Below are 22,982 nucleotides of genomic sequence, written 5' to 3'. Positions count from 1 at the left end.
TCAGCGCATCAAATTCTCGATCGGAAAGATCGCGCAGGTTTCCGTGCCGTGCGCCAGCAGCTTGCCGTTCCTGTCCTTGAGAAAGGCCTCCGATGTCGCCAGCGTGCGGCCGCGATGGACGATCTTGCCTTCGCAGAACACCTCGCCCATGCCGGGCAGCAGCGGGCGCACCAGATTGACCTTGAACTCGACTGTCGTATAGGCCTCGCCTGGTTTCAACGTGGTCATCACGGCGCAGCCAAGTGCGGAATCCATGATCGTCGCCGCCCAGCCGCCATGCACCGTGCCGAGCGGATTGAGATGTTCTGCCGATGGCAGGCCCTTGAACATCACCCTGCCCTCCTCGACCTCGCTCAGTCCGAACTTGAGCGTCGCTGCCATCGGCGGCGCGTGATGAACGCCGGTGAGAAGGTCCAGCATCGCCTTCAGCCCGCCGTCACGCGCCACGGCTTCCAGCGGCACCGTGCCGATGCCGGACACTGTCATTCCGGGGTAGAGTTCGACGGTCATCTTTTAGAGATTCCTTATGGGTGGGCGACTGTGTCTCGCGGCTTCAGCGCCTTGAGCGCTGCCTGGACAAAACCGTCGCGGGCGGTCGACAGTCCGATGCCGCGTGGTTCGTAGACATGGCGGTGGAGGAAGAAAGCCGTCATGCGGAAGGCCGCGGCCAAGCTATCGTAATCGGCGGCACCGCGGCCGGCCAGAAACCCCGGCAGCGCCAGCATCTTGCCGGCATAGGGCGCGCCCGCCGCGCGGCTGACGGCCCGGCCGGATTTCGGCGAGACATAGACCAGATCGTCGCGCGTGCCGGTCGCAGCGCATTCCGCCAGATCGAGGCCGAAGCCGAGATCGTTCAGAACAGCGATCTCGAAGCGCACGAACAGTTCGCCGGCATCGCTCGGATCGTGCAGATTTTCGAGGATGACATCGAGGGCTTCATAGAGATGCGGATGCGGATCGCGCTCGGGCAGAAGCCGCAGCAGCGCGCCCATGGCCTGCACGCCATAGACAGAGGTTGCCGCCTCCATCAGCCGCGCCGCGCGAAGACGGACCGGTTCCATCCTGAATTCACCAAGATGTTCGTCAAGCCGCGCCCGCCAGGTGACCTCCACCTCGTTTCCCGGCTGTAGCACCGGCTGCATCGTCCGCGAGCGGCCGCCGCGTACGAGCCCGAGATGGCGGCCCCGCGCGCGCGTCATCACTTCCGCGACGACGGAGGTTTCGCCGTGCCGCTTGACCCCGATGATGATGGCCTGGTCGCTCCATTGCATGGCAGTCGTTTTACCTTTGGCAGCAACCGAAAACAATCATCGCTTGGGGCAAGTCCCATTTGCGAAGGCGCATGCCCCCGCCCCTGGATTCACTGGCCGCTCACGCGGGATTGCCACGTTCTGCGCTTAATTTGACGCTAGAATCGGTGATCAAATTCACGGGCCCGACTCAAGGACGCTTTCTTATCGCACAAGGTTGAAAGCTGTGGTTGATCGGGGGCGGTCAGTGACCCGTTATATAGCAATCTATTTTGCCGTTTCGACGGCACAGGCGGTTTTAAAGGAGCGATCAAAATGACGAGGGCTTTCAATCACCGCATCGGATATTTCTCCTGCGCGGCTCTTTTGGTCGCTGCCGCCGTCAGTCTCCCGCAGGAAGTCACGTACGCCAACGGGCGGCAGACCCTGGACGCGGATGCATCCGCTGCGTCATTGGCGGTGACGCCGCTTCCCGACGATTTCTCCTATAATGACGGCGAATACGGAAACCAGTCCGCCCGGAAAGACTATTCCGTCGGCGTTAGGCGAAGCGCCAACAACAATGTGGTCCTGCGTTTCGAGGTACGTCCGGGCGAGCGCGCCGGTTTCGATAGTGAGGACAGGGACCGCTCGGAAGCGACCAACGGCATAAGCTTCCCCAAAGGCGAGGTCATATGGAATGCCTACCGCGTCAATATCGCCGACGGATTCTCGATACCCAGCGACGAACGCTCCTGGTTCATCGTGGGTCAATGGCACGGCAGCAAGGACGACAAGCGCTCGCCCTATATCGCAGCTCAGGTCGAGGGCAAGGATCTGGTTTTCCTGAGACGCTATATCCAGGACGGCAAACCGGCCAGCAGCGAAATGTACCGCATGCACGATGTCCCGCGCGGCGAGTGGCTGAATATCGTGATCGAGCACAAGGTTTCCTCGACCGACGGGCTTTTGAACATCTGGCTCAACGGCCAACAGGTCGTGAAATTCGACGGCCCGGTCGGTTATTGGGATCATGACGAGGCAGGCTACTTTAAATTCGGCATCTATCGCAGCCGCCATGACGCGGATGCAGTGGTCGAATACCGTGACGTCGTCACTACGACCGACAATCTCTCAAAACGCGCGACACTGATCAACTGAGCATCTGGATCGACTGAGCATTTGGCGGTCCGGTCTCGACCGCCAAATGCAGGCTGCGCAGCCTTCAGGAATTGGTTTCGCGCATGAAGTCGAGGAAAACGTCGCGCGCCGGCCGGCTGAGAGGCCCCGCCCTGCAAAGCGCGGCCCTGTTACGCTGGTCGCAGAACTGGTTGAAGGCCCTGATGGTAGCCCCGGTCAACACACCGGTCAGCTTGCCTTCGTAAGCGCCAACGCCCTTGAGTTCGCTTTGAAGAACATAGACATAGGTGTTGCCGTTGGCGCCGACGAGACGGCTAACCAGATTGGCCTTGTCGGCCGGCTGCATCCCTTGGACCTTCGCGACGAAAGCCGCATATTGGCTTACAGAACCGGCGGCAGCCCCCTCGATGAACAATTCTTCGCTTTCGCGCTGCTGTTCGGACATCCGGCTTGCCGAACTGGCAAGCGTCGCCTTGGCCAGGGAAATATTCCTTGCGATATCCTTGCCCCGTCCTTGAGCATAGAGCTGAACAAGCGTCGATGCCGCATAGGTATCGCCGGCCGCGCTCGCCTTCTTGAGGATCGCGATAGCCTGGGCAGGATTTTTCGGCCCCCCCCCCCCGCTCCGTCGAGTACCGCATTGGCCAGAACAGAGGCAATACCGGGGGCGTTTTCCTTTTGCCCCTCCAGAAGAAGATCGTGCGCCTGCTTTTGCTGCGATGCCGTTCCGCCAAGCAGCACGCTGGCAGCGCTCGCCAATCCGTTCTTCCTGCCGGCGCGATACGCTTCCTGATACAGATCGGCCGCTTTGGAAACGTTCCTGGGAACCGCAGTGCCGTCACGATAGACCTTGGCAAGACTGATCATCGCGCCGCTATCGCCTGCCTGGACCGCCTGTTCGTAATAACCGACCGCCTTGGCCGGGTCGAGGCCGACATCCGCTCCCTTCAGATAAAGCGTGGCCAGGGACGAAGCCGCCCATGTCCCTCCTCCGGCAAGGACTTCTTCATATAGGGCGGTCGCTTTCGGAATATCGCGCGGGACAAGGACACCCTCGGCATAGAGATCTGCCATGCCGAGCTTGGCGCCGGGATCGCCGGCCTGGACACCTTGTTCATAAAACCCGACCGCCTTGCCCGGATCGAGACCGAGGGCACGACCCTTGCGATAAAGTTCGCCCAGCTTGGCGGCCGCCGTTATCCTGCCGTTCTCAAGTGCCTTGGTGTACAGATCGACCGCCTTGGGAATATCCGCGGGGACCACCTTGCCGTCTCGATAGACATTGCCGAGGGCGATCATCGCGCCGGCGTCGCCAGCCTCGATCGCCTGTTCGTAATAGCCGATCGCCTTGGCTGGATCGAGGCCGACCTCGTCCCCTTTCAGATAAAGCGCCGCCAGCGCCGAGGCTGCCCACGTGCCGCCATTGGCAACGACGTCTTCATAGAGGGAGACGGCTTTTGGAATATCGCGCGGGACAAGGATACCCTCGGCATAGAGATCCGCCAGGCCAAGCTTCGCGTCGGCGTCTCCTGCCTCAACGCCCTGCTCGTAAAATCCAAGCGCCTTGCCGGGATCGAGGCCGACGGCCTGCCCCTGGCGATAGAGATCCCCAAGCCATGATGGTCAAATCGGAGCGGCTGATGCAAGATCGGTTGGCGGTTGTGAGCGTTTTCGGCGTACAAGAAACATTATTGTCACTTAGTCATCCAGACCACAGTTGATCTCCACACACTCGGTACCATTTTAATCGAAATCAGTTTCCGCGGTTTTGACAATCTACGCAATTTAAAGGAATCATTATAATGAAGAGAATTCTCACGAGTCGGAGCAGATATATTTCCTGCGCAACAATTCTGGCAGTATCGACCGTGATTTTCACACTCCCAGTCACGTATGCAAACGAACAGCGGCTTTTAAATGCAAACCAAGCGACGTTATCATCCAGTGTGATGCCTCTCTCAGAAAAATTCTCCTACAATGACGGGGAGTATGAAAATCAGTCAGCGCAAAAGACTTATTCCGTCGGAGTAAGGCGTAGCGCGGAAGATGATTTGGTTCTGCGCTTCGAAGTCCGGGCGAACGATCGCGCTTCTTTCGATAGCAATGATATCGATCGCGCGGAGGCAACGAGCGGCATTCGCTTCCCTAAAGGCGAGGTCATATGGAATGCTTACCGCGTGAAGATCGCCGATGGGTTTTCTGTACCCAGCGGCGATCGCTCCTGGTTCATTATCGGTCAATGGCATGGAAGCCGGGATGACAGCCGCTCACCATATATCGTTGCCGAACTCCAGGGAACGGATCTGGTCTTCCTCAGCCGCTACTTGTCGAACGGCCAAACAGCCAGCCGAGAAATGTACCGGATGAACGACGTTCCACGCGGTGAGTGGATGAATATCGTGATGGAGCATAAGGTGTCTTCGACCGCTGGGCTCTTGAACATATGGGTCAACGGCCGCCAGGTCGTAAATTTCGACGGCCCTATCGGTTATTGGGACCATGAGCAAGCAGGCTACTGGAAATTCGGTATCTACCGCAGCCGGCACAGTGCTGATGCAATAGTGGAATACCGCGACGTAGTCACCACAACACACGACCTCTCCAGTCGCGCGACGATGACCAATTGAGCGTTAGTACCCGTAAAATATCATCAGGCACAGTTCTAAAATCCATCCGTAGTTCTGCTTGGACGGGGGACGCATGTACCGAAATTGGTCAATGCAACTGGCTGCACGTTATTGCCGACGTTTTGCATCTCACATTTGTGTTCATGTTTTTTGCCACCGTTCAATATCCGCCTAATAGGCCATTTAGTCCGCGCTCCAACCCCGCGTCTTAACCATTCCATCTCGCAACTGCGAAAGCCTCTATGAAATCATATTTAATTATGGGAAAACATTTGTACGGAAACAAGCCAAAAGCGATCGCCGCCTCGATGTCAAAGGAAAAATTTTAAATCGTTCCGGCTTGTTCAAAGACACATATTATGTGCGTATAAATGAGTAAGTGCTGTTATCGAACGCCGGTATTTTCGGCGGTAAAATACACGCATGCCATTGTTCTATAAAATGTATTTCGTCTTTTTGGCGAAATGGCCTTGCAGTTTTTTTGATCAAGAATTCGTAAATCTAAGGACGTATTGAATGAAGATAGCGATTTTCGGCTTGGGATATGTCGGATTTACCGCCATGTGCTGCATCGCAAAAGAAGGGCATCATGTCACCGGCTTTGATGTCAGCGAAAAAAAAGTAAACCAAATTAATCAAGGTATTGCGCCGATCACCGAACCGGGCGTCGACGCGCTGCTCCGGGAGGGTCTCGAAGCTGGCCGGATTCACGCCTACACTGAGATCAAGGACCATCTTGAAGATTGCGACATGGCGATCGTCTGCGTCGGCACGCCGAGCGCGCCGGACGGGTCGCACAACATGACCTATATCGCCGAAGTCACGCGCCAGATCGCCGCCGCCGTCGGCAAGAGCAGAACGTCACCGCTGACCGTCGTCTATCGCTCGACCATCCGTCCGGGAACGGTCGAGGGGCTGATCGCGCCGATCCTTGCCTCCGAACTGGGTAACGCTTTCGAGCGCAGCGTCGAACTCGTCTACAATCCGGAATTCCTGCGGGAATCCTCCGCGATCCAGGATTATTTCGATCCGCCCAAGATCGTGATCGGTACGGTTGACGGCAAGCCGAACGCGCGGATGGACCTCCTCAATCAGAACATCAACGCCCCGACCTTCTACGTGCATCTCGGCGAATCGGAAATCACCAAGTTCGTCGACAACACGTGGCATGCGGTCAAGGTCGCCTATGCCAACGAGATCGGCCGCATCTGCCTGCAACTTGGCCTCAGCGCCAAGACGGTGCACGAAATCTTCGTCTCCGACACCAAGCTCAACATTTCGCCCTACTACACCCGCCCCGGCGGCGCGTTCGGCGGCTCCTGCCTGCCGAAGGACGTGCGCGCGATGCAATATATTGCGGCCGACTGCGGCGCCCACACCCATCTGGTCGATTCGCTGCTGCGCTCCAACGAAGCGCACAAATACCGGCTTTTCCAGCATGTGACACGCGATCTGGCACCGGGCGCCACGGTCCTGCTCGTCGGGCTTGCCTTCAAGGCGGACACGGACGACCTGCGCGAAAGCCCCAATATCGACCTTGCGCGCGGTTTGCTGCGCGAGGGCTACAAGCTGTCGATCTTCGATCCGGCGATCGACGCGACCAAGCTTGTCGGCGCCAATCTGGGTTATGCCTATACCCAGATCCCGACACTGTCGCATCTGCTGGTCTCGAAGGAAACGGCGGAAGCCGCGGCCTATGACCGCGTCATCGTCACCAACCTCACCCACCGGAAGCTCAACCTCGAGAAGAATGGCGACATCGTCAATCTGAACGCTCTTTCCTGAGGATGGTGGCGATGGATACCGCACTTCAAAACAGTACAACCGCCACCCACGCACGCGCCGACGCCATCTCCGGCGCGCTGACGGGGCGAAAGGTTCTGATCATCGTCGAGAACCTGCCGGTGCCATTCGACCGGCGGGTCTGGCAGGAGGCAAGAACCCTGCGCGCGGCCGGCGCCGAAGTCGCCATCATCTGCCCGACGGGCAAGGGCTATACCGCACGCTACGAGCATCTCGACGGCATCCATATCTATCGCCATCCCCTGCCTCTGGACGCCGGCGGCGCGCTTGGCTACCTGCTGGAATACGGCGCAGCCCTCACGTGGGAAACGCTGCTGTCCTGGAAAATCCTGTTTCGCCACGGCTTCGACACGCTGCATGGATGCAACCCGCCGGACCTGATCTTTCTCATCGCCTGGCAGTTCAAGCTGATCGGCAAGCGCTACATCTTCGATCATCACGACATCAATCCGGAGCTTTACGAAGCCAAGTTCAACAAGCGCGGCTTCTTCTGGCGGCTGATGTGCGTTTTCGAATGGCTCACCTTCAAGACCGCGGACACGGTGATCTCCACCAATGAAAGCTACAAGAAGATCGCCATCGAGCGCGGCGGCAAGAAGGCCAAGGACATCTTCGTCGTCCGCAGCGGCCCGGACCTGACGCGCGTCAAGGCGGTCGCCCCCAACCATGCCCTGAAGAACGGACGCCAGTTTCTGGTCGGCTATGTCGGCGTCATGGGTGACCAGGAAGGCATCGACCTGCTTCTCGAGGCGGCCCGCCATCTGGTCTACGATCTCGGCAGGCAGGACATCCAGTTCGCGCTCGTCGGCGGCGGCCCGAGCCTTGCGGCGTTGCAGGCGATGTCGGACGGCATGGGACTTGCGGACTACGTGACCTTCACCGGCCGGGCGCCGGACCAGACGCTGTTTGAGGTCCTGTCGACCGCGGATGTCTGCGTCAATCCGGACCGGGTCAACCCGATGAACGACAAGTCGACGATGAACAAGATCCTCGAATACATGGCCGTCGGCAAGCCGATCGTCCAGTTCGATGTCACCGAGGGCCGTTTCAGCGCGCAGGAAGCGTCGCTCTACGCCAAGGCGAACGATCCGGTCGATTTTGCGGAGAAGATCGCGGAGCTTCTCGCCGATCCGGATCGCTGCGCCCGGATGGGCGCCTTCGGGCGCAACCGCGTGGAAACGCAGATGGCCTGGAGCTACGAGGTGCCGAAGCTGATTGCGGCTTATAAAAATATAGCATCCAGCTAGATAGAAAACACGCCTCCAAAATTGAAAGGCTTTTAGAATAATGGAATTATCTAGCATCCATGGACATCACGCACCTCAAAAGCTCGGTGGCAACAGTGATGCTTTGATGTATGCTGTTCCTTCAACATCCTCGCTTGGAGCTTCATTTTTATTTCTTGCAGTATTTTTGCAATTTATTCAAATATTATTATTTTATTTCATCCCACTAGAAGCGCGCTATACTCTTGCTGGAATGACCGTTTTCAGCTTAGCAATTTGTTGCATTCTAATAAAAAACTATCGCTACGACGTCAACCTCGTTTTTCTAAGCGTTGCATTGATGTTCCTATGCTGGATAATTTCGAAGATTTTTGTCAACAGCGAATTTAAGATCAATTTTGCAATGCAACAACTTTCGATTCCGCTTTGGTTACTAGCGGCAAAAAGTTATACTTTGCAGAAGTACCAATCAAAAATAAGGATAATTCTTTATGTAATTTTATTTTTTGCATGTTTCATGATGCTAACTGGCGACAGCTATACCGTAGGCGGGATAGAACGGCCTGCAAATTTCATTGATATCGGAGGCCCCCATCTCTCCGCCTATATAGCGTTAGGCATATATATATATCTAAGCAGCGACAGAACGGACAAGAAAAGCAATATATTGCATCTCCTATCCATAATTACATTGATATATATAATATACACTTATCAAGTCAGAACAATTTATTTGGCAATTTTTGCCTATTTTTTAATTACTTTAATAAAAAAGACAAGTCTATCAAAGTCAGCAATTTCATTTGCGTTCTTTGAAATCATAGTATTTTCAGCAGCCATTGCCCTTGTCGTTTCGGTATCAACCGACCTCAATCAATTCTCTTCGGGCCGGACTGATGTCTATATCGAACGCCTCAATCAAATATCGCAAAAGAGCCTTGTGGAGCTTTTCTTCGGTTCCGGTCCTGGAAGCGATCTTATTGTCTCCGACCAATGGTGGTGGGACGCGAAGAACTCGCACAACGACTTCCTCACAATTCTATACGAACGCGGTTTGGTAGGAGTTATCGGCGTCATCCTTCTCTTCGTCGGAATGGCGAAGGGGCGTAGCGCTGAAACAATTGCCATCACGTCTGCTGTATTTATCGCATCGGCAATCAGCAACGGATTGATGAGCCGCCCGCTTGCCTTCTTTTTGTTTGCACTCGCCCTATCATTGGATAGCGCACTGCAGCCATCGGCTTTACCGCGAGCGTCGTCTGCGCCAGCACGATCAGAAAATTGAAAGCCAAAAGATGCGCATGCTCCTTACCAATTCGATATATGCGCTGACGATGCGGGTGCTAGGATTGATTATAAATATCCTTACATTTGCTTTGCTCGCAAACCAGTTGCCGATAGACGCCGTTGGACTGTATTCCCTCATTGCCAGCATTGCATTGGCCGCACGCTATCTCGGACCGCTTGGACTGGATCAACTGACAATAAAATCCGTTAGAGAGCTGGTGGGGTCGGATGACAATATTTTTGTATCGGCATTTCATCGAAAGTCGGTATCGGTAATAATAGTTTCAACTTTTATATATTCTGTTTTTTTCTTTCTAATTTCCTACAGTTTAGACTTCCTTAATTACGACATATCAACGCTAACTTCTATGAATCTTATCATTATCTCATCCGTATTTTCCGGATACTTTTCAGGTGTATTTCGAGCCCACGATCACTTCTTTCTTTCTTTTTTTCCCGACAATTTTTTCAGCTATCTTTTGACAGCCATTTTTTGTGTCATTTTCCTGCAGGTCGGAAAGCTGAATACCGATAACGCAATTATCGCGCTGGCAATCGGGACTAGTGGCGCGGCGCTGCTGCATATCGCGGCCTTTATCTACCTCATCCCCATATGGGGACCTAAGTACAAAACTCCAATCAGATTCAAAGAACTGCTAACTCTGTGGATGGTACTCGCAGCCAATTTTCTTCAGTCACGCTCGTCTGTGTTTCTTGCGGCAGCCATCGGCTCGCTAACCACGACCGCCCTTATGGATACCGCGATGAAGTTTGCCCTAGTTCCAACTCTGGCGACCTGGGCAATCGGGGCTGTGTTTGGACCAAAGCTTGTCAGCCTCAACGCCGCGAATAACAAGCCGGGAGCGCAGGAACTCATCGTCGTGGCGAGCTGGATTGCATTTCTTCCCGCGCTGGCATTTTTATTGTGCTTTATTTTTGTGGGACAGTTTATTATCGCCAACCTCCTGTCCTCTAATTACCTAGGCGCATATCCGGCAACTATTTTATGCCTGATTGCGACGGCAGTTAACAGCTCATGCTCGATAACATCAACATATCTTTATTATTGCGGAAAACAAATAGTAGTATTAAAATACACCGCCATATCTTTTGTTTCTTTCTGTATTACTGGATATTTTCTCGGAACGTCATTCGGATCAATTGGAATATCTATTGGATTTCTCATATCAACAATTATTCGTGATTTTGGTCTTATGTATTTTTTACTTAAAAGTGAACGTATCCATTCAGGAATATGGAATTTTCGCGGACTAATAGATACTTTTTCTATTTTGAAGAAAATAAAGTATTCAATTTAAATACGAGATTTTGGATTTCTGTAAGATGGCTGCTATCAACTCCTTAATTAAAACAGCCCGTTCTCTGCAAGAAAAAAAAGTCCCTGTTTTGCCAAGAGTTTTCGAGCTGGCAATTCGCATTTTCTTCCAGGCGTCCATACCGGCCCGCGCGCAGATCGCGAAATCCGTTTTCTTCCATCACAGCGGTCTCGGGGTGGTCATCAACGGCCTGTCCGTGATCGAGGAGGATTGCGAGATCGGGGTCCATGTCGTTCTCGGTGGCAAGGCTCCGATCGTCGGCGCCCCTCACCTGGAACGAGGTGTGATCATCCATGCCGGTGCGAAGCTCATCGGCCCGATCCGCATCGGAGCCGGCAGCGTGGTCGCTGCCAATGCCGTGGTCACCAGGGACGTGCCGCCGAACAGCCTCGTTGCCGGCGTTCCGGCTGTCGTGAAGCGTTCCGATATCGACAATAGAATGTATCGCCACGATGCGCCCCAGATCGCGCCGTCCGAGGCAGAGCTTTAACAGTTGCCGCAGTCACAAAGAGTTTCCGGTATGTCCAGTCGTCCCACCTATGTCTTGATTGCCACCCCGCTTGGCGAAGGCGGAATGGGCGGTATTGACCGGATCATGGATGAGGTCCGCAAGATTGCACGGTTGAAATCGCCCGGGCACGTCAGCATTTCCTTCGGCGCGACGCGCGGCCAAGGCAGCATTTTGCTTTCCCCGGTCTATCTTTTTTCGTTCCTTGCAAGGATGGCGCTGCTCAAGGTTCTCGGCCGGATTGATGTCCTGCATATCAATCTGTCCAGTCACGGAAGCACCAAGCGCAAGATCATCGTGGCGCGGTGGGCGCGGCTGCTGGGCATACCCTATGTCATTCACCTTCATGGTTCCCGCTTCCGGCAATTCTGGAACGAGAGCGCACCGGGCGTTGCAAGCGCAATCACGCAGATGTTCGCCTCGGCATCCCGCATCGTCGTACTCGGAAACGTCTGGAAATCCTTCGTAGCGGAAAAAGTTCCCGGTGCCAGCGCACGGATCGTAATCATTCCCAATGCAACACCGACGCCCCGGCTTTCCCCTGTGGAAGACGAAGCGGGACATCTGCGAATCCTGTTTCTGGGGCGGGTCGGACCCCGCAAGGGGGTGCCGCAGCTTGTCGAGGCCCTTTCCATGCTTCCGAAAGACGGTAGCTGGCGAGCGACCATTGCCGGCGATGGCGACGTTGAGGAAACCCGTCAGGAGATCGAACGGCTGGGCCTGACCGATCGCGTCGCGTTACCGGGCTGGGTCGGGCCGGACGAGGTGGCCGAACTGCTGTCCGGATCGGATGTTCTCGTGCTGCCTTCCTTCGACGAGAATTTGCCGATGTCGGTCATCGAAGGCATGGCTGCGGGTCTGGCGATCATCGCGACACCGGTCGGCGCGGTCGAAGACATCATCATTGACGGAGAAACCGGACTGCTTGTTCCCGTTGGGGATTCCAATGCAATCGCCGCTTCGATCCAGTTTCTTCTCGATCAGCCGCAGGCACGCAAAGCCCTTGGGAAAGAGGCGAGGCGCCTGCATGGGGAGCGGCTGGAAATTGGCATGTATTTTGCTCGACTTGTCGATCTATGGGCAGGAAAAAATTTTTAAACAACAATTTTAAGCGGCCATATGGAGTTCGGGATGGCTTATAATTTTAGAGATATAAAATACATACCCGGGCTCGACGGAATCCGGTTCTTCGCCGTCAGCATTGTTTTGGTGTCGCACTTCGGGTTTGGCAAATGGGTACCCGGCGGGTTCGGCGTCACCATCTTCTTCTTTCTGAGCGGCTTTCTGATCACGACACTTCTGATCCAGGAAAGCCTCAAGAAAGGCTCTATCTCGATTGGCCATTTTTACATCAGGAGGTTTCTACGCCTCGGCCCGGAGATGATCGTACTTCTCATCGGATCGACGATCATTTCCCGATCCATGGGCTTGTCGCCGTCCTTCGGCGATATCGCCGCGGCACTCACATACACGACGAACTATTATATCCTATATCTTCAAAGCGTTGCGCCTGACGGTATCGCCCATGTATGGTGGCCCCATTTATGGTCGCTTGCCGTCGAAGAGCATTATTACTTGACGTTCCCGCTTATATTCGGACTAATTTTCGGACGCCCGAAATTCCTTTTTCTGTTTTTTCTTGTATCGCTTTCCGGTTGCCTGGCATGGCGCTACTTTGTCATCGTCAGCGAAATCTCCGGTAGCGACTGGCAGCACGCCTACGGCTATCTCGCATCCGAGGCCCGTCTGGATTCGATTGCCTATGGTGCGCTGTTTGCGTTTGTAGCGCAGCGACCGCAGTGGCTGTCTTCGTCAGCAAGCGGCGCAGCGCTGGCCGCCGGACTGATCCTTCTGTTGGCATGCCTGCTCGTGCGCGATGAATTTTTCCGCGAAACTCTCCGATACAGCCTTCAAGGCATCGGGATTTTTCTTGTTTTTTCGCACTTGTATCTGGCACGAAATCCGAGTTGGCTTAACCGCATTTCTAATTTCGGACCGCTTCGGATCGGTGGCGTCCTGTCCTACGGTGCCTATCTTTGGCATATGGAGTTTTTGCGGGTCACCTATCATATTTTCAACATTACGCCCGCAGCTCTGCCGATACACCAGAGGGTTCCGTTTGCAATAGCGGGATTTGCCTGCGCGTTTGGGGTGGCTTGGCTGTCCTATCGCTATGTCGCCAAACCCGTGCTCCGGTTCAGGGCGAACTTCGGATCTCACGCAGCCGTCGGAGCACCCGGGATGCGGCCGGAGCCCGTCGGCCCTTCCGCTATACCCCGCGAAACATTCTGACGAATTCATAAATCTCCAAGGAGAGACCAATGCCTGTTTATCAATCCCATCCTTCTTTCCGGCGATCAAAGTATGCATTTCTTGTTTTCATAACATTGTTCGCCTGCTTCTTCATCGGTCACCAGCCGAGCCACGCAGCAGATGCTTGCGACGTTTACGAAACGCGTGTCGTCACGACGCCCGCCCCTCCGCAATGGGGACCGACATACCAGCGCTACGACGCCATGCTGGCGAAATTTCCTGAAAAAGCCGATGTCGTCCTTTTTGGAGACTCCCTGGCTGAGGGGTGGCCGACGGAATCCGTCAGTTCAATTTTCCCAGGCAAGGCGATCGGCAACCTTGGTGTCGGTGGAGATTTGATTCAGAACTCGCTCTGGCGCCTTGAGCAAATGCCTGTTTCCAAGATTTCCCCCGAAACGATCGTGATGATCCTCGGCACCAACAATCTCAAAGCACGCTCCAAGCCCTGCGCGATTGAAGCTGGCTTGACGAAAACCGTCGAGAAGCTGCATGAAATCTGGCCGCAGGCAGTCGTCTACATGTTTACGATTCCTCCGCGAGGCAAAGTCTTCAACGATTTTGAGGCTGATCGCCAAGAGGTAAACAGCTTCATCGAGAAGATGCCGTCTCAAACCAACTACGTACGAAGCGTGACAGGTTTCGATGATGTGATCACGTGCGGAAAGAGAGGTGTAGATCAGCTACAATCCTGGTTTCCCAATTACTTTCCAGATACATGCGCTAATTTTCGCGGCGATAGTTTGCATTTGACGGCAGCCGGCTATGACGTGCTGGCGGGTATCCTGAAGCAAGGAAACAATTAACCCGTGTCCCTTGCCTGGTACGTCAACCGCCTGCGGGCAATGAGCCCTGCCGAACTCGTCTATCGGTTCGCCGAGAAGGCGAAGAAATCGCTCGCCAAGGGGCGGATCGAGGGGTGGGGGCGGTATCGGACTTCCGGTCGCCTGCCTCATCTTGCCGGCCTTGCCGACAATCTCGCGGCCGCGCCGGAGCGGGTGAAGCAGGAGATCGTCGCCGCCAGTGCCTTCATCCTCTCGGGCCGTTTCGAGGCGCTGGGCGCCGACTGGCCGCAGAGGGCACCGGAAAGTCTGTTCCCGCCGGAAATCTGGCGGCTCGATCCCGTTACCGGCGGACTGTGGCCGGGGGCGGAAAAATACTGCTTCGACATATCCTACCGGCATGAGCGGGTGCTTGGAGACGTCAAATATGTCTGGGAGTTCAACCGGCTGCAATTCCTGCAGCCGCTCGCGGCCGATGCGGCGCTGACCGGCAACACGGCAGCCCTCGCGGCGATCGAGACGGCTGTTGAAAGCTGGTATGCGGCCAATCCGCCCTTCCGGGGCATCTGCTGGAACTCCGGTATCGAACTCGGGCTTCGCGCCATCAGCCTTCTCGTCGTGATCAGCCTCTGCGGCGCGCAGCTATCGGCTGCGACGGTAGACAGGATCCGCGCGATCCTGCATGCCCATATGGTCTGGATGGCGCGATATCCCTCGCGCTTTTCCTCCGCCAACAATCACCTGGTCGCGGAGGTCGCAGGTGAATTCCTGATCGCGCTTGCCATGCCGGAATTGCCTCTTTCCGCCAAGCTGGAGGCCAAGGGCCGGAGGATCCTCGCCGAGGAGGCAAACAAGCAGATTCTGAACGACGGCGTCGGCGCCGAACAGTCGCCGACCTACGGGGCCTTCACCGCGGAATTCATCCTTCTCTGCAGCCTCGTGGCACGATCGGCCGGCAAGCCCCTGGAGGGCGAGATCGACAGCCGGCTGAGACTGTTTTCAAACTATATCGCCTGGCTATCCAATGACGACGGGCGCGTGCCCGGCATCTGCGACGATGACGAAGGACGCGTCCTGACGCTTTCGCGCCATGAACCGGCCTATGCCGCTTCCGTCTGTGCAGCAATCGCAGGCTATCTCGGCGAACCGCCGGCCGGGCCACGGCCGCCGGAGGTCGATTTGCGCGATGCCCTTTTCGGCTCGGCAGCGACAGGTGCTGCTGGCCTTTTCGGATTGAAGACATTTGCCGATGGCGGCTACACCGTCGTTCGGGATACGAAGCGCGGCCATAGCCTCGATATCGTCTTCGATCATGCCCCGCTCGGCTATCTGTCGATCGCCGCTCATGGCCATGCCGACGCGCTTTCGGTTGTCGTCACCGTTGACGGCAAGCCGCTGTTCGTGGATCCCGGCACCTATCTCTATCACTCGGGCGGACAATGGCGGGACTGGTTCCGCGGGACACGCGCTCACAACACGCTGAACATCGACGGCGCCGACCAGAGCATCATGTCCGGCGCGTTCAACTGGTCGCACAAGGCCGCAGCGACGCTGGAAGCCGCGGTGGGTGGCCAGGACTGGTCGGTCAAAGCCAAGCATGATGGCTATCAGAAACGTTTCGCGGCGCTGCATCGGCGGATGCTGTCGTCCACCGCGGATGGCTTTGCAATCCGCGACGAACTCCCCGGCACCGTCAATCAAACGGCCGAGATCGTTTTCCAGCTTGCGCCGGACTGCGACGCGACGGTGGAGAGCGGGATTGTCCTGATCGAACGCAATGGGACGACGATCGCAACGCTGTCCTGGAAAGAGGCCGGCGCCATCAGCATCGAGGCGGGCGGAGAGATCGGCGAAGGCGGATGGTATTCTCCCGCCTTCGGCAAAAAGGTCGAGGCCAAGCGCATAAGCTGGCGCGGCATCGTTCCTGATCAGGGCGTGACGTGCAATTTTGCGCTCATGCAGGCATGACTATTTCCGCTTCATCGCCTCGGCAAGTGCCGCACCGAAGGCGCCTTGAGACGGCGCTTGCGGTTTTTGCTGCTGGGCGCGGGCGAGCGTCTGGCGGGCCTGATGGGCGGCCTTCGGGTCGCTCTTCATCTCGCGTGTGCCTGACTCCACGGCACCATCCTTGCGCATGGTGAGCCCGATGCGCTTGCGGGGGACATCCACTTCGGTGACGCGCACCTGCACGACATCGCCGGCCTTCACCACCTCATGCGGATCCTTGACGAAACGGTCGGCAAGCTGGGAGACATGCACAAGGCCATCCTGATGCACGCCGATATCGACGAAGGCGCCGAAGGCGGCAACGTTGGTGACGGTGCCTTCGAGCAGCATGCCTGGCTTCAGGTCCTTGATGTCGTCGACGCCGTCGGCGAAGGTCGCGGTCTTGAAGCTCGGGCGCGGGTCGCGGCCGGGCTTTTCAAGTTCGGCGAAGATATCCTTGACCGTCGGCAGACCAAAACGCTCATCGACGAAGGTTTTTGGATCCAGCTGCTTCAGCGCGGCGCTGTCGCCCATGATGGCGCGCAGGTCGCGGCCGCAGGCAGCAACGATCTTCTTGGCGACGCCATAGGCTTCGGGATGCACCGAGGAGGCGTCGAGCGGTTCCTTGCCGTCGCGGATACGCAGGAATCCGGCGCATTGCTCGAAGGTGCGGGCGCCGAGGCGCGGCACCTTCATCAGTTCCTTGCGGCTGGTAAAGGCACCCGTTGCGTCGCGATGGGCGACGATCGCTTCGGCGGACGACTTTCCGAGGCCGGAAACGCGGGCAAGCAGTGGCGCCGAGGCGGTGTTCAGGTCGACGCCGACCGCGTTCACCGCGTCTTCGACGACAGCTTCGAGCGAACGGTTGAGGCGGCCCTGATCGACATCGTGCTGATACTGGCCGACGCCGATCGACTTCGGCTCGATCTTCACCAGTTCGGCGAGCGGATCCTGAAGGCGGCGGGCGATGGAGACGGCGCCGCGCAGCGAGACGTCGAGGCCGGGGAATTCGTCGGCCGCGGCCTGCGAGGCGGAATAGACGGAGGCACCGGCTTCCGAGACGATAACCTTGGTCGGCTTCGGGCCAACCGGCAGCTGTGTCAGCATATCGGCGACGAGGCGTTCCGTTTCACGGCTACCGGTGCCGTTGCCAATGGCGATCAGTTCGATCTTGTGCTTGCGGATCAGGCTTGCAAGCTCGGCCTGCGTGCCGCGGATGTCGTTCTTCGGCGGGAACGGATAGACGGTCGTGGTCTCGAGCAGCTTGCCCGTGCCATCGACGATGGCGACCTTGACACCGGTGCGGATGCCCGGGTCGAGCCCCATCGTGGCGCGCGAACCGGCGGGGGCTGCGAGCAGCAGATCCTTGAGATTGCGGGCAAACACGTGGATTGCCTCTTCTTCCGCCCGTTCCCGCAGTTCGCGCATCAGGTCGAGCGACAGCGACATGGACAGCTTGACGCGCCAGGTCCAGCCGATCACCTCCATCAGCCACGTGTCGCCCGGCAGCGTGCCGCCGACCTTGTAGACGGCGGCGATGGTGCGTTCCACCGGCTTGACCGGCGACGTATCGTCGAGGTCGACGACGATATCGACGGAGAGGAATTCCTCGTTCCAGCCGCGCAGCATTGCAAGCGCCCGGTGGCCGGCAACGGTTGCCCATTTCTCGGAATGGTCGAAATAGTCGGAGAACTTGGCGCCGGCCTCCTGCTTGCCGTCGACCACTTTGGAGCGCAGCAAAGCGACCTGGCGCATGTGGGCGCGCAACCGGCCCAGCAGATCGGCATTTTCGCTGATGCCTTCGGCGATGATATCGCGGGCACCGTCGAGCGCGGTCTTCACATCCGGCACCTCTGCCGTGATGAAGGCCGATGCACGGTCTGCCGGAGCAATGGCCCGGTCGGCAAGAATGGCTTCGGCCAGCGGTCCCAGCCCGCGCTCGCGGGCGATTTCGGCCTTGGTCCGGCGCTTCGGCTTGAAGGGCAGATAGATGTCTTCCAGTTCCGCCTTGGTGGTGACAGCGGCGATCTTGGCTTCCAGTTCGGCCGTCAGCTTGTCCTGGCCGCGGATCGAATCGAGGATGGAGATCCTGCGTGCCTCGAGTTCACGCAGATAGACCAGCCGTTCGGCCAGATTGCGCAGCTGCGTGTCGTCCAGTCCACCCGTCACTTCCTTGCGGTAACGGGCGATGAAGGGAACGGTCGCGCCTTCGTCGAGAAGCTCGATGGCTGATATCGCCTGGGCGGGCGTTGCCTTGATTTCCTGGGCGATGAGGACGGCGATGGACTTTGATGGCAGGGACATGGCATTCCGTGATTTGTGGTGATCTGGCGGGACCATAGATGCACATGCCATCAAGGCCAAGTGAAGGCGCTTGCCAGCCGTCTTACGTCCACAGATGGATGCCGCTGCCGCAATTATAAACGGCTCAGAATTCGACCGGCTCCAGCGGCGGGCGGGTTTTTTCGAACTCGCGCAATTCAACCTCGCGCTCACCGATATAGTTGCGGGTATAGGGCACCGCATCCTGCTCGTGCGACAGCTGGATCTGGAAGATCATCAGTTTGTCGTAGATGAAGGCGGTCTCGGAAGCGGCCAGATAGAACTCCCACATGCGGAAGAAACGCTCATCATAGAGCCGGATCGCCTCGTCCTTGCGCGCGGTGAAGCGCTCGCGCCAGGCCCGCAGGGTGTGAGCATAGTGCATCGGCAGGATCTCGATATCCCTGATCATCAGCCGCGACTTCTCGATCGCCGGCACGACTTCCGACAATGCCGGCATGTAGCCGCCTGGAAAGATGTATTTCTCGATCCAGGGATTGGTCGCCCAGGGTTTTTCCGCCTGGCCGATCGAATGCAGCAGCATCACGCCCTTCGGGGCGAGCAGGTTCGCCATCTTGCCGAAGAAATTGCCGTAGTTGGCCATCCCCACATGCTCGAACATGCCGACGGAGACGATGCGGTCGAACTGGCGGTTCGTCATCGTACGATAATCCTGCAGCTCGAAGCGGACGCGGTCGGCAAGACCCCGCTTTTGAGCCCGCCCGCGGGAAACCTTCAATTGCTCCTCACTCAGCGTAATGCCGGTGACGTCGACGCCGGAGGATTCGGCCAGATACATTGCCATGCCGCCCCAGCCGGATCCCACGTCCAGCACCTTCTGGCCCGGTTCCAGCAGCAACTTGGCGGCGATGTGGCGTTTCTTTGCCGTCTGCGCCTCATCGAGGCTGATACCGGGCGGATCGAAATAGGCGCAGGAATATTGCCAGTCGCGGTCAAGAAACAGATCGAACAGCTTGCCGTCGAGATCGTAGTGATGGGCGACATTGTGCTTGTTGCGGTTGACCGGCAGGCGGCTTTTGATCTGCTGTTCGGCGACATGCAAAAGGGCGATGACCGTGTTGCTGATCGTCGCCGCCTTTTCGAGACCATTGGCCTTCATCATCGAGATCACGTCGAAGATATTGCCCTGGTCGATGACGAGGCGCCCCTCGACGTACATTTCCCCGAATCTGAGACCCGGATCGCGCAGGATCGCTTTTTCGGCGTCTTCATCGAGGGTGCGTACCGTAACGGGGGGGCCGGATCCGTCACCAAGAACCGCCTGCTCTCCGGAGGAGAGGATCACTTTAAAATTGCCTTGTTGAACCAGTCGGCGGAGCATTTTCAGAAATGTCATGTTCATTCCGGACCTCGACCACAGCCTGTCATGCATCGCATATGCAAACATTCCGAAGGAGGTGACGTTGCCGCAGGCCTGGAGGATGTTGCCGGGCGTTCGGAAACGAGAAGAACCGGAACTGGAACGCCGTCGGCGTTGTCCAAGGCAAACCGGGACTGCGGCAACATCATCGGACCGCGTGTCGCTCGGCTGCCGGACAGATCGTCTGGGCGCCCCTATCCGGGAACTCTATCCATCAGAACACCCGTTAAACTAGCGCCGTTTCGCCATTTCGCAATGGCCTGGCTGGTCCCTCAAAGATTTATTTACTTAGCAAATCCCGGATATCAAAGGGTAAACACGCCCTCTCCCGCAAGCAGCATTCGGCCATGCGGCCGGTCAAGGTCCAACACAGGGCCGAGCGGCACGATCTGCGTCGGGTTGATATGAACGATCGAATAGTAGCCGCGCTTGATCTGGTCGATCCGCGCCGTCTCGCGGATGCCGGGCCATTGGTAGATCTCGCGCAGATAGTTCGACAGGTTCGGATAGTCCTCCAGCCGCCGCAGATTGCACTTGAAGGCGCCGTGATAGGCCGCGTCGAAGCGGATCAGCGTGACGAACAGACGGATATCGGCCTCGGTGAAATGGACGCCAGCGACATAGCGGTTCTGCGACAGGTGCGTTTCGAGCGTATCCAACGTTTCGAAAAGGCTGGTCACGGCTTCCTCGTAGGCGCCCTGCGTCTTGGCAAAGCCGGCGCGATAGACCCCGTTGTTGACCGTTTCGTAGATCGGCGTGTTCCAGCGGTCGATGATCGGACGCAGGTTTTCCGGATAGAAGTCCTGCCTATCGCCCGTCAGATGATTGAAGGCCGTATTGAGGATGCGGATGATGTCGGCGGATTCGTTGTTGACGATACGGCCTTCCTTCCGGTCCCAGAGCACCGGGACGGAGACCTTGCCGGTATAGTGGGGGTCGGACGCCGTGTAGAGTTCATGCTGGTAGCGGATCTTGCCGACGCGCGGGCCGGCGTCCTGCGGCTCGGCATAGGTCCAGCCGTTTTCGCCCAGCTCCGGTTCAGCTATGGATACTGAGACGATATTCTGCAGACCTTTCAGGTTGCGCATCATCAGCGTGCGCGAGGCCCATGGGCAGATAAAGGCGACAAAAAGCTGGTACCGTCCCGCTTCGGCGGGAAGCGCCGCCTGGCCGTCCGGCCCCGGCGCGCCGTCGGCCGTGATCCAGTTGCGGAAGCTGGTCGGTTCGCGATGAAAGGCGCCGTTCTTCATCTCGCTGGCGGCGACATCGCCCTTTTCCCATTTTCCATCGACCAGCTGCGGCATCGTGATTGTCCTCACCTAAGCCCGGAACGGCCGGGCGCTTTATTTCTCTCTGGAATCTCACGGGCGCGCGGATACGGCAAGCCGGCGCTTCTTCGACAGACTGTTCGATGATTGATGTCGTCGGCGCAAATCCATCTTGACTGACCATTATTACGTCGATAAGTCTCGACACATGGACAATAATAATGCCGTCAACGCCTTCGCCGCGCTCGCCCAGGGTACCCGCCTGGATGCCTTCCGGCTGCTTGTCACCCACGAACCCGATGGATTGCCGGCCGGTGAAATCGCCCGGCTTCTCGGTGTCCCGCACAACACCATGTCGACGCATCTGGCGACGCTGCAGCGGGCCGGCCTGATCACCGCCGAGCGGCAAAGCCGGTCGATCGTCTACCGCGTCAGCCTCGACAGCCTGCGCGACGTCGTGACGTTCCTTCTGAAAGATTGCTGCGCCGGCCATCCCGATCTTTGCGCGCCGCTGATCGCAGACCTCGTCCCCTGCTGTACGCCAAAGGAGAAAGCCCATGCCTGACCGCATCTACAATGTGCTGTTTCTGTGCACCGGAAATTCAGCCCGCTCCATTCTCGCCGAATCCATTCTGAACGCCGAAGGAAAAGGCCGCTTCGTCGCCTATTCGGCGGGCAGCTATCCCAAAGGCACCGTTCATCCCCTCGCGCTACAGGAATTGAAGGCGCTCGGTTATCCGACGACCGGCTTCAGCTCCAAGAGCTGGGACGTCTTTGCCGGTGAAGACGCGCCGCAGATGGATTTCATCTTCACGGTTTGCGACAATGCGGCCGGCGAGGCCTGCCCCGTCTGGATCGGACACCCGATGACCGCCCATTGGGGTGTCGAGGATCCGGCGGCGGTCGAAGGCAGCGAGTTCGAGCGGGAACGCGCCTTCTCGCAGGCCGCCCGGTTCCTGAAAAACCGCATCATGGCCTTCCTTGCCCTGCCGCACAGCTCGATCGACAAGCTGGCGATGGAAACGCATCTGCGCCAGATCGGCGCCATGGAAGGCGCATCGATCAACCCGGCGAAGGCGGGATGATGCCGGCCTTCGATTTGAAACGCCGTGTTTTTGCCGAGGCGCTTGGAACCTGCCTGCTGGTTGCGACCGTGATCGGCTCCGGCATCATGGCCGATACGCTGACAGACGACACGGCGCTGGCGCTGCTTGGCAACACGCTCGCGACCGGCGCCATTCTGGTGGTGCTGATCACCATTTTCGGACCGATTTCAGGCGCGCATTTCAATCCTGCCGTATCGCTGGTTTTCGCGTTGAAGCGCGATCTTGCGCGCCGTGACCTCGGGTTCTATGTCGCGGCACAGGTTGCCGGCGGTATCGTAGGCACGGTGGTGGCGCATCTGATGTTCGATCTTCCGGTGATCGAGGCTTCGCTGAAGGTTCGAACCGGCGGTTCACAATGGTTTTCCGAGTGGGTGGCAACCTTCGGCCTCGTCGCCGTGATCCTTGCCGGCATCCGTTTCGAACAGAAATCCATTGCATGGCTGGTCGGGCTTTATATCACCGCCGCCTACTGGTTTACCGCGTCGACGTCCTTTGCCAACCCCGCCGTGGCACTGGCGAGGTCGCTGACAAACACCTTCTCCGGAATCCGGCCGCTCGATCTGCCGGGTTTCGTCATTGCCGAAGTTCTGGGCGCGCTGTGTGCGCTTGCCCTGATGAGCTGGCTGCTGCGGCAACCCCCTGCCAACACTTAGACCCTGCACCGAGGCCA

At 57.5% G+C, this 22,982-nt stretch carries 21 protein-coding genes; 14 read left to right on the top strand and 7 right to left on the bottom strand.

Annotated features, from left to right (window positions below):
* Both J2Z75_RS20720 and recO read right to left on the bottom strand, forming a co-directional pair.
* Positions 1–510: a PaaI family thioesterase gene (locus J2Z75_RS20720; RefSeq protein ID WP_209854688.1), complete on the bottom strand. Its 510-nt coding sequence runs from the start codon at positions 508–510 to the stop codon at positions 1–3.
* 14 nt (positions 511–524) lie between these two features.
* Positions 525–1,271: a DNA repair protein RecO gene (recO, locus tag J2Z75_RS20715; RefSeq protein ID WP_209854687.1), complete on the bottom strand. Its 747-nt coding sequence runs from the start codon at positions 1,269–1,271 to the stop codon at positions 525–527.
* 294 nt (positions 1,272–1,565) lie between these two features.
* On the opposite strand from recO, the gene J2Z75_RS20710 reads away from it, so the two are divergent.
* Positions 1,566–2,390, top strand: a complete 825-nt coding sequence (locus J2Z75_RS20710) for a heparin lyase I family protein (protein ID WP_209854686.1) — start codon at positions 1,566–1,568, stop codon at positions 2,388–2,390.
* Positions 2,391–2,454: 64 nt separating this feature from the next.
* Here the strand turns inward: J2Z75_RS20710 and J2Z75_RS20705 are convergent, their stop codons facing one another.
* Positions 2,455–2,814: a hypothetical protein gene (locus J2Z75_RS20705; RefSeq protein WP_209854685.1), complete on the bottom strand. Its 360-nt coding sequence runs from the start codon at positions 2,812–2,814 to the stop codon at positions 2,455–2,457.
* The gene (locus J2Z75_RS29725; protein ID WP_407692800.1) at positions 2,751–3,752 is read right to left on the bottom strand and encodes a tetratricopeptide repeat protein; all 1,002 of its coding nucleotides are present in this window, start codon (positions 3,750–3,752) and stop codon (positions 2,751–2,753) included. The genes J2Z75_RS20705 and J2Z75_RS29725 overlap by 64 nt, the downstream gene beginning before the upstream one ends.
* A 419-nt stretch (positions 3,753–4,171) precedes the next feature.
* Here J2Z75_RS29725 and J2Z75_RS20690 point away from each other — a divergent pair, with 419 nt between their 5' ends.
* The 10 genes from J2Z75_RS20690 to J2Z75_RS20645 all read left to right on the top strand — a co-directional run bounded on the left by J2Z75_RS20690 (position 4,172) and on the right by J2Z75_RS20645 (position 16,217).
* Entirely contained in the window at positions 4,172–4,996 is an 825-nt protein-coding gene (locus J2Z75_RS20690) for a heparin lyase I family protein (RefSeq protein ID WP_209854684.1), read from the top strand.
* Positions 4,997–5,512: 516 nt separating this feature from the next.
* The gene (locus J2Z75_RS20685; protein WP_209854683.1) at positions 5,513–6,781 is read left to right on the top strand and encodes a nucleotide sugar dehydrogenase; all 1,269 of its coding nucleotides are present in this window, start codon (positions 5,513–5,515) and stop codon (positions 6,779–6,781) included.
* An 11-nt stretch (positions 6,782–6,792) separates the two neighbouring features.
* Positions 6,793–8,046, top strand: coding sequence for a glycosyltransferase family 4 protein (locus J2Z75_RS20680; RefSeq protein ID WP_209854682.1), 1,254 nt, complete (start codon positions 6,793–6,795; stop codon positions 8,044–8,046).
* A 40-nt stretch (positions 8,047–8,086) separates the two neighbouring features.
* Positions 8,087–9,310, top strand: coding sequence for a hypothetical protein (locus J2Z75_RS20675; RefSeq protein ID WP_209854681.1), 1,224 nt, complete (start codon positions 8,087–8,089; stop codon positions 9,308–9,310).
* A gap of 16 nt (positions 9,311–9,326) precedes the next feature.
* Positions 9,327–10,631 (top strand): lipopolysaccharide biosynthesis protein, encoded by a 1,305-nt coding sequence (locus J2Z75_RS20670; protein WP_209854680.1) that lies wholly within the window; start codon positions 9,327–9,329, stop codon positions 10,629–10,631.
* An 88-nt stretch (positions 10,632–10,719) separates the two neighbouring features.
* Positions 10,720–11,139, top strand: a complete 420-nt coding sequence (locus J2Z75_RS20665) for a serine O-acetyltransferase (protein ID WP_209854679.1) — start codon at positions 10,720–10,722, stop codon at positions 11,137–11,139.
* A gap of 30 nt (positions 11,140–11,169) precedes the next feature.
* On the top strand, positions 11,170–12,255 hold the full coding sequence (locus J2Z75_RS20660; protein ID WP_234937482.1) for a glycosyltransferase family 4 protein: 1,086 nt from the start codon (positions 11,170–11,172) through the stop codon (positions 12,253–12,255).
* A gap of 33 nt (positions 12,256–12,288) precedes the next feature.
* On the top strand, positions 12,289–13,449 hold the full coding sequence (locus tag J2Z75_RS20655) for an acyltransferase family protein (protein WP_209854678.1): 1,161 nt from the start codon (positions 12,289–12,291) through the stop codon (positions 13,447–13,449).
* A gap of 29 nt (positions 13,450–13,478) precedes the next feature.
* Entirely contained in the window at positions 13,479–14,273 is a 795-nt protein-coding gene (locus tag J2Z75_RS20650) for a GDSL-type esterase/lipase family protein (protein ID WP_209854677.1), read from the top strand.
* A gap of 3 nt (positions 14,274–14,276) precedes the next feature.
* Positions 14,277–16,217 carry a heparinase II/III family protein gene (locus J2Z75_RS20645; protein WP_209854676.1) on the top strand — a complete coding sequence of 647 codons (1,941 nt, stop codon included), beginning with the start codon at positions 14,277–14,279 and terminating at the stop codon, positions 16,215–16,217.
* On the opposite strand, the gene J2Z75_RS20640 is transcribed toward J2Z75_RS20645, so the two are convergent.
* The 3 genes from J2Z75_RS20640 to J2Z75_RS20630 form a co-directional block, all read right to left on the bottom strand.
* A complete protein-coding gene (locus J2Z75_RS20640) occupies positions 16,218–18,539 on the bottom strand; it encodes a Tex family protein (protein WP_209854675.1) in 2,322 nt (773 codons plus the stop codon). It abuts the gene before it with no gap.
* 124 nt (positions 18,540–18,663) lie between these two features.
* On the bottom strand, positions 18,664–19,920 hold the full coding sequence (locus J2Z75_RS20635; protein ID WP_209854674.1) for an SAM-dependent methyltransferase: 1,257 nt from the start codon (positions 19,918–19,920) through the stop codon (positions 18,664–18,666).
* A 323-nt stretch (positions 19,921–20,243) separates the two neighbouring features.
* Positions 20,244–21,242: a glutathione S-transferase family protein gene (locus J2Z75_RS20630; protein WP_209854673.1), complete on the bottom strand. Its 999-nt coding sequence runs from the start codon at positions 21,240–21,242 to the stop codon at positions 20,244–20,246.
* A gap of 172 nt (positions 21,243–21,414) precedes the next feature.
* On the opposite strand from J2Z75_RS20630, the gene J2Z75_RS20625 reads away from it, so the two are divergent.
* Genes J2Z75_RS20625 through J2Z75_RS20615 form a run of 3 tightly spaced genes read left to right on the top strand, consistent with a single transcriptional unit; the run spans position 21,415 to position 22,965 of the window.
* Positions 21,415–21,771 carry an ArsR/SmtB family transcription factor gene (locus tag J2Z75_RS20625; protein ID WP_209854672.1) on the top strand — a complete coding sequence of 119 codons (357 nt, stop codon included), beginning with the start codon at positions 21,415–21,417 and terminating at the stop codon, positions 21,769–21,771.
* Positions 21,764–22,291 (top strand): arsenate reductase ArsC, encoded by a 528-nt coding sequence (locus tag J2Z75_RS20620; RefSeq protein WP_209854671.1) that lies wholly within the window; start codon positions 21,764–21,766, stop codon positions 22,289–22,291. Before J2Z75_RS20625 ends, J2Z75_RS20620 begins: the two co-directional genes overlap by 8 nt.
* The gene (locus tag J2Z75_RS20615) at positions 22,291–22,965 is read left to right on the top strand and encodes an aquaporin (protein ID WP_209854670.1); all 675 of its coding nucleotides are present in this window, start codon (positions 22,291–22,293) and stop codon (positions 22,963–22,965) included. Before J2Z75_RS20620 ends, J2Z75_RS20615 begins: the two co-directional genes overlap by 1 nt.
* The last annotated feature ends 17 nt before the right edge of the window (positions 22,966–22,982 follow it).

This window comes from Rhizobium herbae (assembly GCF_017873135.1).
Taxonomy (GTDB): Bacteria; Pseudomonadota; Alphaproteobacteria; order Rhizobiales; family Rhizobiaceae; genus Pararhizobium; species Pararhizobium herbae.
Note: the sequence above shows the minus strand (reverse complement) of the source record. Positions and strands in the feature narration are given on the sequence as shown.